A 10467-nucleotide genomic window follows, 5' to 3' on the forward strand; every position below is an offset into this window, starting at 1 on the left:
GTGCCCACGGTAATGCGTGCCGGGCCGACCGAGTGACGGACGCGCCCCGTAGACTCGACCGGGCCGATCGCCGAGGACCATGTCACCTGTCATGGGACGGCGGGCGGCGGGACACAGGAGGAGCACGAATGCCGGTGGAGCTGCGGCGGGCTGATCCCGGGACGGCCTCGCTGACCGATCCTGCCGGAGCCGTCCAGGAGGACGTCGGGACCAGCGGCCCCTGGTGCACCGTGGTCTGGAACGACCCCGTGAACCTCATGAGCTACGTCGTCTTCGTCCTGCGGCGTCACTTCGGGTACTCGCGGCTGGTCGCCGAGCAGCTGATGATGCAGGTGCACGAGGAGGGCCGGGCGATCGTCTCGCGCGGTTCCCGTGAGCGCGTCGAGACCGACGTCCAGGCCATGCACTCCTTCGGCCTGCACGCGACACTGGAGAGAGCGGGGGAGGGCTGATGGCGCACGCATTCCGACGCCGCCCCGACGGCAGCCTCGCCTGCCGGCTCGACGGGGAGGAGAAGGCGATCATCGCCCAGGTCGCCCAGGAGACTGCGGATCTCATTCGTGCCGACCTGGGGATCGACGCCGATCCGGGCGTGCTGCGGCGCGCTGCGGAGAGCGACGATCCATTGCGCCGCCTCGAGGCCGAGTTCGCCGGCCGCGATGCCCGCGAGCCCGCGGACTCCGCCGTGAAGCGGCTGTTCCCCGCGGCGTCCGAGGACCCCACGCTCGCAGGGGAGTTCCGGCGGCTGGGCCAGCAGGATCTCGCCGACGGGAAGCTCGCCGATCTCGCCCTGGTCCTGAAGATGATCGACTCGGCAGGTCCGAGCCACAGCGAGATCGTGCTCGACGACGCCCAGGCGATCGCCCTGCTGCGTGCCCTGAACGACGTGCGCATCGTGCTCGCGGACCGTCTCGATCTCCAGCGCGACGGGGACTTCGACACCGTGCGGATGCTCCAGCAGATCGGGGAGCGGGTGGAGGAGGCCGCGGAGCCGGAGGGCGATCAGGTCGGGTCCGACATCGTGATCGCCGTGTACGAGCTGCTGTCCTGGCTCCAGGAGAGCCTGCTGCGTGCGCTGGACTGATGTCCGCGAACTGTGAAACAGCACCCAGTGAGGGGGCTGTCACTGCCCCGGACGGCAAACGACACTAGCCTTACCAGGATGAACAACGCGCCGATCGGGATCTTCGACTCCGGGGTGGGCGGGCTGACCGTGGCCCGGGCCGTCCTCGACCAGCTGCCGCAGGAGGAGCTGGTCTACATCGGCGACACCGCGCACGGCCCCTACGGCCCGAGATCGATCGCCGACGTGCGCTCCCTGACGCTCGACATCATGGACAACCTGGTCGACCACGGCGTGAAGATGCTCGTGATCGCCTGCAACACCGCCTCGGCCGCCGTGCTGCGCGATGCTCGTGAGCGCTACGACGTGCCCGTCATCGAGGTCATCCAGCCAGCTGTGCGCCGTGCCGTCGCCGCGACCCGCAATCGCCGGGTGGGGGTGATCGCCACCGAGGGGACGGTCACCTCGCGCGCCTATGAGGACGCCTTCGCCGCGGCCCCCGATCTGCAGATCCTCACCCAGGCCTGCCCGCGCTTCGTCGAGTTCGTCGAGAACGGCGTGATCACCGGGGACGAGGTCATCGAGGTGGCCGAGGAGTACCTGGCACCCGTGCTGGAGGCCGGGGTGGACACCCTGGTGCTCGGCTGCACCCACTACCCGATGCTCGCCGGCGCGATCAGCTATGTCATGGGGCCGGAGGTCACGCTGGTCTCCTCCGCCGAGGAGACCGCCCTGGACGTCTACCGCCAGCTGCGCGGAGAGTCCCTGCTGCGCGTCTCGGAGCGCCCGCCGCATCACGTCTTCGCGCAGACGGCGGAGGGCGACGACAGCGAGTCCTTCGTGCGCCTCTCGCGCCGCTTCCTCGGCCCGATGCTCGATGTGACCACGAGCCTGCCGGTGGTGACGGCATGAGGATCCACGTCATCGGCTGCAGCGGCAGCTTCGCCGGCCCGGACAGCGCCGCCTCCAGCTATCTCCTCGAGCACGAGGACGAGAGCGGACGCACCTGGCGCGTGCTCATGGACCTCGGTTCCGGCGCGTTCGGGCCGCTGCAGTCCGTCATCGATCCTGCGGACCTCGACGCCGTGATCATCTCCCACCTGCACCCCGACCACTATCTCGACGTCACGGGGCTCGAGGTCTTCTGGGCGTACCACGAGCGCACCGACCTGCCCCAGCTGCCCCTGTACGCGCCGCGGCCGCTCCCGGACCGCATCGCCGCCGTGCTGGGCCGCGCCGGGAACATCCCGGACGGCGTGGACTGCGTCCCGTTCGAGAACCACGCGCTCGAGGACCACCAGCGGTTCACGATCGGGCCGTTCGACATCCAGGTGCGCGAGGTGCTGCACCCCGTGGAGGCCTACGGGTTCCGGATCACCGCAGGCGGCGACGTGCTCGCCTACTCCGGTGACACCGATGCCTGCGAGGCGCTCGACGAGCTGGCGGCCGGCGCGGACCTGTTCCTCTGCGAGGCCGGCTACATCGAGGGGCGCGACGACCGCTTCTCCGGCGTGCACCTGACGGGCCTGCGCGCCGGGCAGGCCGCGGTGACCGCGAACGCCGGGCGCGTGGTGCTCACCCACATCGCCGCGTGGACGGACCCCGCGGTGCCGCTCGCCGAGGCGCGCAGCGTCTACTCGGGCCCGCTCGAGCTCGCCGTGCCCCAGGCGGTCTACGACACCACCAGGACCGACGCCACCGCCTGAGTTCGGCGTTCCGGGTTCTGAGGGCCCGGTGCCCGGCGGCTATCCTCGATCAGTACGCCTGAGCGACACCGAGGAGAACCTGCTCCATGAGCACCCAGAACCCCACCCCGACCGGCGACCGCGTCGACGGCCGCACCCCTGACCAGCTGCGCGAGGTGCGCGTCACCCGCGACTGGCTCGACCACGCCGAGGGCAGCGCCCTGATCGAGTTCGGCCGCACCCGCGTGCTGTGCGCGGCCAGCTTCACCGAGGGCGTGCCGCGCTGGAAGAAGGGCTCCGGCTCCGGCTGGGTCACCGCCGAGTACGCGATGCTCCCGCGCGCCACCAACACCCGCGGCGCCCGCGAGAGCGTCAAGGGCAAGATCGGGGGCCGCACCCACGAGATCTCCCGACTGATCGGCCGCTCCCTGCGCGCGGTCATCGACCTCGACGCCCTCGGCGAGAACACCATCCAGCTGGACTGCGACGTGCTGCAGGCCGACGGCGGCACCCGCACCGCCGCGATCACCGGCGCCTACGTGGCGCTGGCCGACGCGATCTCCTGGGGCAAGAAGCACACCGCCGTCCCGGCCGCCCGCGAGGTGCTCACCGACTCCGTCAGCGCGATCAGCGTGGGCATCGTCGAGAGTCGCCCGCTGCTGGACCTCGAGTACCGCGAAGACGTGAATGCCGAGACCGACATGAACGTCGTGGTGACCGGTTCCGGCTCGTTCGTCGAGGTGCAGGGCACCGCGGAGGGTGCCCCCTTCGACCGCACCGAGCTCGGCGCCCTCCTGGACCTCGCCACCGGAGGCTGCGAGCAGCTCGCCGCGATCCAGCGCGACGTCCTGGCCCAGCAGCGATGAACCCAGCAGCGTCGAACCCTGCTGCGATGCACGAGGGGACCACGAGCGTCCCGGCGGGGGCCCGGATCATCCTGGCCTCCCACAACCTCAAGAAGCTCCACGAGCTCCAGCGCATCATGACCGCCGCCGTGCCGGGGCTCGCGGCGGAATCGATCGTCTCCTCGGCGGGCATCGAGCTGCCCGACGTGGTCGAGGACGCGGTCACCTTCGAGGGCAACGCCCTGCTGAAGGCCCACTCCGCGGCCGCGGCGACCGGGCTGCTCGCCGTCGCCGACGACTCCGGCCTCGCCGTGGATGTGCTGGGCGGCTCGCCGGGCATCTTCTCGGCGCGCTGGAGCGGAGCTCACGGGGACGACGGGGCGAACAACGACCTGCTGCTCGCCCAGCTCTCCGATGTGCCCGATGCGCACCGCGCCGCGCGCTTCGTGTGCGCGGCGGCGCTGGTGGCCCCGGACGGCACCGAGGTGGTCGAGCGCGGCGAGATGACGGGACGCCTGCTGCGGGAACGGCGCGGCGAGGGCGGCTTCGGCTACGACCCGCTGTTCCGGCCCGACGGCCAGGCGCGAACCGCCGCGGAGCTCAGCCCCGAGGAGAAGGACGCCATCTCCCACCGAGGCGTCGCCTTCCGCGCCCTCGCCCGTCACGTGGCCCCGCTGCTCGACTGAGTGGCCCCGCTGCTCGACTGATCCGTCCAGCGCCGACCTGGACCCTGGCCGGGATGCACGACGCCCCTGATCCGAGCGGATCAGGGGCGTCGAGTCGTGGAGTCGTCGTCGTGGGACGCCGGTCGTCGGACCTCTCAGGCGGCGCCGACGTGGGCGAGGGCCCGGCGCACGATGAGGTCGTGACCGCCGCTCATCTCGTCCAGCGGGGAGGACTCCGCCAGCAGCTCGTCGATCCCGAACCAGGTCAGCTCCAGGGCGTCCTCCTGCGGGGCGGTCTCACCGTCGATCGGCACCACGTAGGCCATCGAGATCGCATGCTGGCGCGCGTCGTGGAAGGGCGAGATCCCCGGGGTGGGGAAGTACTCGGCGACGGTGAAGGGGACTGGGGAGACGGGGATGCGGGGCATCGCCATCGGTCCCAGGTCCTTGTCGATGTGGCGGGAGATCGCTTCGCGGATCGTCTCGTGGATCATGATCCGGCCGGAGACGATCGCCCGCACGATCTGGCCGCTGCCGGAGGCGCGCAGCAGCAGGCCCACCTCGACCACGGAGCCGTCCACGTCGGTGCGCACGGGCACGAGGTCCAGGTAGGGGATGGGCAGGTGACGGCGGAGCTGCGCGATGTGCTCGGGCTCGAACCAGGAGCCTTCGGTGTCCACTGCCGTGCGGGGGCTCATCGGGTGGCCTCGGTGGAGCGGCCGTCCCTGTCGGCGGCGGCCGCCGCGGCCAGCGCGGGGGCGAGCTGGCCCTTCTCGACGTGGAAGCGCGGGTTCTGTTCGCGACTGGCGACCTTCACGGCGTGGTCGACGTCCTCGCCGGCGATCATCCGGACCCGCCACGTCGTGCCCTCGAGCTCCACGAGGGACAGCGTCGCGTTCGGGATCGAGGGCAGGGGCTGCTCGATGATCCCCGAGAGGATGAAGCGGATCAGGGTGCCGTGGGCGACGACCAGGACCTTCTTGCCCGGGTAGCGCTCCTCGAGCGCCTCGAGGCCGTCATAGCCGCGGTCGGCGACGGCCTGGTGGTCCTCCCGGCCCGGGAAGGAGCGGTCCGGGTAGGCCTCCTGCATCTCGCCGACCGGCTTGCCCTCGGCGAAGCCCCAGTCGATCTCCACGAACCGCGGATCGGTACCGCCGAAGGGGATGCCGTGGTCCTCGCCGATGATCCGGCCCGTCTGCTCGGCACGCTGCAGCGGTGAGGTGACGATCACGTCCCAGTCCACGGGCGGGAGCTGGTCGAAGGCGGCGTGCGCCTGGGCGATCCCGGTGTCGTTCAGCGGGATGTCCGAGGACCCCTGGAAGCGGTTCTGCAGGTTGTAGTCCGTCTGCCCATGGCGGACGAGTCCGAACAGCGTCATGAAGCGTCTCCTCGATACGGGGATGGTGCGTGCGCGAGAAGGGACTCGAACCCTCACGCCCTGGGGCACTGGAACCTAAATCCAGCGCGTCTACCGATTCCGCCACTCGCGCGCCCGCCCAGCCTATCTGCAGCCGCCGGATGCTCCGGGTAGGCTCGTGGGGCTGGTGGCGCGATGCACCTCGCCCGTCCTGGGCGACCGCAGCCTCCACCTCGTCGTTCCCGATCCCCAGCATCACAGGAGTCCCTCATGAGCGCCCTCGCAGGCAAGACCGCCGTCGTCACCGGTTCCTCCCGAGGGGTCGGCGCCGCCACCGCGAAGCTGCTCGCCGACCAGGGCGCCGCGGTGGTCATCAACTACCGTCAGAAGGCTCCCCGCGCGAAGAAGGTCGTCGCGGAGATCGAGGCCGCGGGCGGCAGGGCCGTCGCCGTCGGCGCCGACCTCACCGAGGCCGAGGGCGTCAACACCCTCATGCAGACGGCCATCGACACCTTCGGCAGCCTGGACCTGCTGGTCCTGAACGCCTCCGGCGGCATGGAGGCGGACCTCGGCGAGGACTACGCGATGCGTCTGAACCGCGACGCGCAGAACGATGCGCTGACGGCGGGCCTCGAGCGGCTCTCCACCGGGGGCCGTGTGGTCTTCGTGACCAGCCACCAGGCGCACTTCATCGACAAGGTCGAGACCATGCCCGAGTACGAGCAGGTCGCCCGGTCCAAGCACGCCGGCGAGGAGGCGCTGACGGCTCGCATCGGCGAGATGTCCGAGAAGGGTGTCTCCTTCGTGGTCGTCTCCGGCGACATGATCGAGGGCACGGTCACCGCGACGCTGCTGAACCGTGCGCGCCCCGGTGCGCTCGAGGAGCGGCGAGAGGCTGCCGGCAAGCTGTACTCCGTCGAGGAGTTCGCCGCCGAGGTGGCGGCGATGGCCACGGCCGACGTCGAGACCGGCCACGTCGAGCTCGTGGGCGGCGCCGACGACTTCCTGGCACGCACCAAGGGCTGAACCGACCGGTTCAGCCCGACGACCCCAGATTCCCGCCTGATTCCCGGCTGGTCACCTCGCGACCTCCTGCTCGCGATACGATCAGCGGGATCAAGCCCTGACGACACCCGGAGGCAGTGGTGGCCAAGAAGAACAGCCTGGACGACATGCGCGACGAGGCCTACCGGCGGCAGGACAACCTGGCGTCGGACATCGACGAGCTGGTCGACCGTGTGAACCCTAAGAACGCGGTGACCCGGTGGAAGAACGAGCTCGTCGGTTCGGTGAAGGGTTTTTCCGACGCCGGTGACGACAAGCCCGCCTCGACGCTCCCGATAGCGATCGCAGGCGGAGTCATCGGCGTGGTGCTCATCGGTGCAGGCATCGCTGCGGCGATCGCCCTCTCTGGTGGTGACGACAAGCCCGCGAGGCCTTCGAAGACCGCGAAGGCTGCGAGGAAGAACGTCGAGAAGACCTCGAAGAAGGCCTCCAAGAAGGCCTCTGCACAGACGCAGAAGGCGAAGGCCACGGCCGGCCAGGCCAAGGCCGAGCTCGACAAGGCCCTCGCCACGGCGAAGGCCCGGGCGGCCAGCGACTGACCCCGCGGGACTCTCCTCGGCGGAGAGCTCCCGTATCGCGCGTACGACGGCGCCGGTCACCTCGGTGACCGGCGCCGTTCGCTATGGTCGCTCGCCGGGTCCTGCTGCGCGTCGGTGCCTACATTGCGTCGGTGCCTACAGCGCGTCGGCTCCTACAGCTCGCCGTCCACGAAGTACCAGACGCCGTCCTCCCGCACGAACCGGGAGATCTCGTGCTGCTCCTGGCGGCCCTGCGGGCTGCGTGCCACCGCCGTGAACTCAACCGTGCCCGTGTCGTCGAAGGGGCCACCCGCGGTGGTCTTCTGGATGGACAGGTGCAGCCACCGCGTGCCGTCCTCGAGAGAGTCCTCGAGCTCGTCGCGGTCAGGACGCTCGCGCGGGTGCCAGGACCTCAGGAGATGGTCGACGTCCCTCACGGCGAACGCCGTGTACCGAGACCTCATGAGGGCTTCCGCCGTCGCGGCGCGGCGCTCCTGGCGCAGCACGGGGCCGCAGCAGGCTCCGAAGGTGTCCCCGCGCCCGCAGGGGCACCGGGTGTCGTCGGACGGGGGAGTGTGCGGGGTGCTCATCCCTCGAGTATCCCGCGCGGGGAGCTCAGCGGCGGGACCAGCCCGGCGTGGACGGGCCGACCGTCGGCCGCCAGCCGGTCTCGGACATGAACCGCACGGAGGAGACCCGCAAGGAACGACGCTGCGTCTCCAGCCGGGTGCCGACGATGGCCTGCGTGATCTCCGGGTAGAACTTCGCGGGGTTCGGGACGCCGGCCTCCATCGCCAGATCCTTCGCCCAACGGGCCTTGGTGATCGGCTCGCCGCCGACGTTGTAGAAGCCGCTGTCCGCTCGGAGGGCGGCGACGAAGGCGTGACCGGCATCGGTGTGGTGCAGCAGCGTCACATAGTTCTCGGGCTTGCCCAGCAGGATCGGGTCACCTGCGCGGGTGGCCTTCAGCGCGTGCGTCGTGTGGGGATCACGGCCGAAGAGGAGCCCGAGGCGCAGGACGACCGCGCTGCGACCGGAGGCTGCGAAGTCCACGGCGGCGCGCATCTCGGCCACACGGGGCCGGAACGCCTGGTTGCGCACGCTGAGCGGCAGGTCCTCACCGATCCACTCGGAGCCGTTGTCCGGGTACAGGTAGATCGAGGACTCCTGGATGAGCTTGCCCACGCCCGCCTGAGCCGCGGCCTTGGCGATCGCGACGGAGGCCTCGAGATGGAGCTTGTCGTCCTCGCGCCAGGCGAGGGGGCGCAGCCCGGCCATCCCCACAGGCACATGGGCGAGGGTATTGATGACGATGTCATATCCGCGGAACGCGCGGGCGAGATCCGAGGCGTCGAAGACATCGGCCACGACGGCGCTGCCGCCTCTGCCCTCGATGATCGGGATCCCGGAATCGCGTCGCGTGATGCCTGTGACCTCATGCCCGGCGGCGACGAGCGCCTCGACAGCTTCCTGGCCGAGCACGCCTGTGGCACCGGTGACCGCGATCCTCACGCTGACCTCCTTCGCCGACGGCCTGCTGACCCTCGTGCGTCGAACTTCCTGGGAGGAGCAAGTCTATGCGATCGGCCGCGCCTGCTCCGCCGGGTCCGCGGACGGGAGGCGTTCTGTCAGCTCGCTCACAGAGGGTCTTCTCGAGTTGGCGACTCGGAGGGTGGGGGGTAATGTTTCTTCCTGTTCGGCGCCATTAGCTCAGTTGGTTAGAGCAGCTGACTCTTAATCAGCGGGTCCGGGGTTCGAATCCCTGATGGCGCACCGACACTCGAAGCCCCACCGGTTCTCCGGTGGGGCTTCGTCGTATCCCGGAACAGTCCGAGGCCGTCGAAGAGGTCGCCCACGGACACGTCGAAGTAGTCCGCCACCGACTCGATCTCGTTGGCCTTCCATGGGACCTCGCCCTTGACCTTGGCGAAGATGGTGGCGCGGCTCGCGCCGATCACTGGCGCCAGCTCGGAGTTCTTGACTCCTCGGCCAGCAGCCAGTGCTCGGACGGCTGCCGAGATCTTCTGGTCTGCTGTCGCTGCCTCCTCCGGAGTCTGCGCTTGAATTTCAGTCATGAGTCGAGAGTACCCGTCTCTGTCGCTGCAATCTAGGCGTGGGTTCGGTCTACTCTTGTGGGGTCTAGAAAACTGGACTATGGTCTCGACTCATGAACAGTCGAGCAGATCTGGCGGATCACCTACTGCGGGGCATGGGACACGGTGGGCTTTGGGAGTGGGCAATGGTCCAGAGGCGTTCGGTGCGCCCTCCCAACTGGAATGAGCTGGCCTATCGCCTGGTGATGGATACGGACGGTGTAGTCCAGATCAAGGGCGAGATGCTGCGGAAGTGGCTGCTGGCTGCTGAGGCCAAGCGCGGCACCGGCTCCCCGTGCGATCAGGCATGAGGGGGCATCCTCATGAATCAAAACGCGGTGAGCGCTGAGGTGCGGTTTCGTGCCGTTCTGGAGCACCTCGCGGCGGACGACAGAGGTTGGCACGGGAGTGCCGGCATGGAGTTCGTTGAGCTGTTGAGCGAGGTGCTCCAGCGCAAGGCAGCTCGGATCCAGGCCGACGTCGGTTCGAGTGGGGTCATGGCTGACCCCTCCGATGTGGTCTCCGAGGCTGTGATCGTGGTTGATGGGTCGGCAACGGTCGCGTTGTCCGCCAACGTTCGCCGGATCCTCGCTATGGAAAGACCACTGGGGTATGTCGTGGCAGCGGTCTCGGCAAATCTGTCGCGGGCAGTGCTGTCGGAGCGGATGGGTGTGCAGTCTCGGCAAGTACAGCCGGGTCGAGCGCCCGTCGCGCATCTCGAGGATCTTGGGGACCCGTCAGGTGGCGCCTTCCTAGATCGTCGCGAAGCTACCTCGGCTTGGTCGCTCGGACCGCAGGCAGGTAGAGCCGCACCGCCCCGCGTCTCCCGCCAGTTCATGGGCGTGCTGGTTGGTCGATTCCAGGTGCGGGCAGTGGCAGTTCGAACGGCCCTCGACGTCGCGGTCGATGTGGCCCTGGCTGACGACACAGGCACAGGAATGACCAGCGCGACTACGCGCCGCCGGCTGGCGCTGTTCTACGACGAGAGCGCTTCTCTGGCTCGTGCAGGCCTTAACCAGCGCCAAGTGCGGGCGATGGGCTGGCTGTTGTTCGGAACTGAGAGGCATCCCGAGTGGTCGCTTCTGGCCGAGTGCGCTCGCGCGGTGGGAGACGGAGACGCCGTCAACGTCACGGCCTGGCAGGCACGCCACGCTCGCGATCTCCGTGTTCCGCGAC

The 10467-nt window shown here is 69.5% G+C and carries 14 protein-coding genes, 2 tRNA genes and 1 pseudogene; 11 read left to right on the forward strand and 6 right to left on the reverse strand.

Features of this window, described 5'->3' with window-relative positions:
- Positions 1 to 128: 128 nt before the first annotated feature.
- From clpS to rdgB, 6 genes are all read left to right on the forward strand, one after another.
- On the forward strand, positions 129 to 452 hold the full coding sequence (gene clpS / locus ACT3T5_RS12700; protein ID WP_444577954.1) for an ATP-dependent Clp protease adapter ClpS: 324 nt from the start codon (positions 129 to 131) through the stop codon (positions 450 to 452).
- Positions 452 to 1084 (forward strand): DUF2017 family protein, encoded by a 633-nt coding sequence (locus ACT3T5_RS12705; protein WP_444594507.1) that lies wholly within the window; start codon positions 452 to 454, stop codon positions 1082 to 1084. Before clpS ends, ACT3T5_RS12705 begins: the two co-directional genes overlap by 1 nt.
- Before the next feature lie 78 nt (positions 1085 to 1162).
- Positions 1163 to 1975: a glutamate racemase gene (gene murI / locus ACT3T5_RS12710; protein WP_444577956.1), complete on the forward strand. Its 813-nt coding sequence runs from the start codon at positions 1163 to 1165 to the stop codon at positions 1973 to 1975.
- Positions 1972 to 2769, forward strand: coding sequence for an MBL fold metallo-hydrolase (locus tag ACT3T5_RS12715; RefSeq protein WP_444577957.1), 798 nt, complete (start codon positions 1972 to 1974; stop codon positions 2767 to 2769). The genes murI and ACT3T5_RS12715 overlap by 4 nt, the downstream gene beginning before the upstream one ends.
- Before the next feature lie 86 nt (positions 2770 to 2855).
- The gene (rph, locus tag ACT3T5_RS12720) at positions 2856 to 3614 is read left to right on the forward strand and encodes a ribonuclease PH (protein WP_444594508.1); all 759 of its coding nucleotides are present in this window, start codon (positions 2856 to 2858) and stop codon (positions 3612 to 3614) included.
- Between the two features lie 26 nt (positions 3615 to 3640).
- Positions 3641 to 4279, forward strand: a complete 639-nt coding sequence (rdgB, locus tag ACT3T5_RS12725; protein ID WP_444577958.1) for an RdgB/HAM1 family non-canonical purine NTP pyrophosphatase — start codon at positions 3641 to 3643, stop codon at positions 4277 to 4279.
- 134 nt (positions 4280 to 4413) lie between these two features.
- On the opposite strand, the gene ACT3T5_RS12730 is transcribed toward rdgB, so the two are convergent.
- The 3 genes from ACT3T5_RS12730 to ACT3T5_RS12740 form a co-directional block, all read right to left on the reverse strand.
- Positions 4414 to 4956 (reverse strand): DUF4916 domain-containing protein, encoded by a 543-nt coding sequence (locus tag ACT3T5_RS12730; RefSeq protein WP_444577959.1) that lies wholly within the window; start codon positions 4954 to 4956, stop codon positions 4414 to 4416.
- Positions 4953 to 5636, reverse strand: coding sequence for a histidine phosphatase family protein (locus ACT3T5_RS12735; protein WP_444577960.1), 684 nt, complete (start codon positions 5634 to 5636; stop codon positions 4953 to 4955). The genes ACT3T5_RS12730 and ACT3T5_RS12735 overlap by 4 nt, the downstream gene beginning before the upstream one ends.
- Before the next feature lie 30 nt (positions 5637 to 5666).
- Positions 5667 to 5748 (reverse strand) — tRNA-Leu (locus ACT3T5_RS12740).
- Between the two features lie 137 nt (positions 5749 to 5885).
- Here ACT3T5_RS12740 and ACT3T5_RS12745 point away from each other — a divergent pair.
- Together ACT3T5_RS12745 and ACT3T5_RS12750 are read left to right on the forward strand one after the other, a co-directional pair.
- Complete coding sequence (locus tag ACT3T5_RS12745) at positions 5886 to 6641, forward strand: SDR family oxidoreductase (protein WP_444577961.1); 756 nt, start codon at positions 5886 to 5888, stop codon at positions 6639 to 6641.
- Positions 6642 to 6760: 119 nt separating this feature from the next.
- Positions 6761 to 7219: a hypothetical protein gene (locus ACT3T5_RS12750; RefSeq protein ID WP_444577962.1), complete on the forward strand. Its 459-nt coding sequence runs from the start codon at positions 6761 to 6763 to the stop codon at positions 7217 to 7219.
- 152 nt (positions 7220 to 7371) lie between these two features.
- On the opposite strand, the gene ACT3T5_RS12755 is transcribed toward ACT3T5_RS12750, so the two are convergent.
- Both ACT3T5_RS12755 and ACT3T5_RS12760 read right to left on the reverse strand, forming a co-directional pair.
- Complete coding sequence (locus ACT3T5_RS12755; RefSeq protein WP_444594509.1) at positions 7372 to 7788, reverse strand: YchJ family protein; 417 nt, start codon at positions 7786 to 7788, stop codon at positions 7372 to 7374.
- Between the two features lie 25 nt (positions 7789 to 7813).
- Positions 7814 to 8710, reverse strand: coding sequence for an NAD-dependent epimerase/dehydratase family protein (locus ACT3T5_RS12760; protein WP_444577964.1), 897 nt, complete (start codon positions 8708 to 8710; stop codon positions 7814 to 7816).
- Positions 8711 to 8897: 187 nt separating this feature from the next.
- On the opposite strand from ACT3T5_RS12760, the gene ACT3T5_RS12765 reads away from it, so the two are divergent.
- A tRNA-Lys gene (locus tag ACT3T5_RS12765) sits at positions 8898 to 8971 on the forward strand.
- Positions 8972 to 9048: 77 nt separating this feature from the next.
- Here ACT3T5_RS12765 and ACT3T5_RS12770 read toward each other — a convergent pair.
- A pseudogene (locus ACT3T5_RS12770) lies at positions 9049 to 9273 on the reverse strand (helix-turn-helix domain-containing protein); the annotation flags it as partial.
- A 164-nt stretch (positions 9274 to 9437) separates the two neighbouring features.
- On the opposite strand from ACT3T5_RS12770, the gene ACT3T5_RS12775 reads away from it, so the two are divergent.
- Positions 9438 to 9602 (forward strand): hypothetical protein, encoded by a 165-nt coding sequence (locus tag ACT3T5_RS12775; RefSeq protein WP_444594510.1) that lies wholly within the window; start codon positions 9438 to 9440, stop codon positions 9600 to 9602.
- Between the two features lie 12 nt (positions 9603 to 9614).
- Positions 9615 to 10467: hypothetical protein (locus tag ACT3T5_RS12780; RefSeq protein ID WP_444594511.1), on the forward strand; the 853-nt coding region annotated here is incomplete at its 3' end.

The organism is Brachybacterium sp. AOP3-A1-3 (genome assembly GCF_052378285.1).
Lineage (GTDB): Bacteria > Actinomycetota > Actinomycetes > Actinomycetales > Dermabacteraceae > Brachybacterium.

Excerpts from the sequence above, each read along its gene's own strand:
- clpS (WP_444577954.1), top strand. The coding sequence starts at position 129 with ATGCCGGTGGAGCTGCGGCGGGCTGATCCCGGGACGGCCTCGCTGACC.
- ACT3T5_RS12705 (WP_444594507.1), top strand. The coding sequence starts at position 452 with ATGGCGCACGCATTCCGACGCCGCCCCGACGGCAGCCTCGCCTGCCGG.
- murI (WP_444577956.1), top strand. The coding sequence starts at position 1,163 with ATGAACAACGCGCCGATCGGGATCTTCGACTCCGGGGTGGGCGGGCTG.
- ACT3T5_RS12715 (WP_444577957.1), top strand. The coding sequence starts at position 1,972 with ATGAGGATCCACGTCATCGGCTGCAGCGGCAGCTTCGCCGGCCCGGAC.
- rph (WP_444594508.1), top strand. The coding sequence starts at position 2,856 with ATGAGCACCCAGAACCCCACCCCGACCGGCGACCGCGTCGACGGCCGC.
- rdgB (WP_444577958.1), top strand. The coding sequence starts at position 3,641 with ATGCACGAGGGGACCACGAGCGTCCCGGCGGGGGCCCGGATCATCCTG.
- ACT3T5_RS12730 (WP_444577959.1), bottom strand. The coding sequence starts at position 4,956 with ATGAGCCCCCGCACGGCAGTGGACACCGAAGGCTCCTGGTTCGAGCCC.
- ACT3T5_RS12735 (WP_444577960.1), bottom strand. The coding sequence starts at position 5,636 with ATGACGCTGTTCGGACTCGTCCGCCATGGGCAGACGGACTACAACCTG.
- ACT3T5_RS12745 (WP_444577961.1), top strand. The coding sequence starts at position 5,886 with ATGAGCGCCCTCGCAGGCAAGACCGCCGTCGTCACCGGTTCCTCCCGA.
- ACT3T5_RS12755 (WP_444594509.1), bottom strand. The coding sequence starts at position 7,788 with ATGAGCACCCCGCACACTCCCCCGTCCGACGACACCCGGTGCCCCTGC.
- ACT3T5_RS12775 (WP_444594510.1), top strand. The coding sequence starts at position 9,438 with ATGGTCCAGAGGCGTTCGGTGCGCCCTCCCAACTGGAATGAGCTGGCC.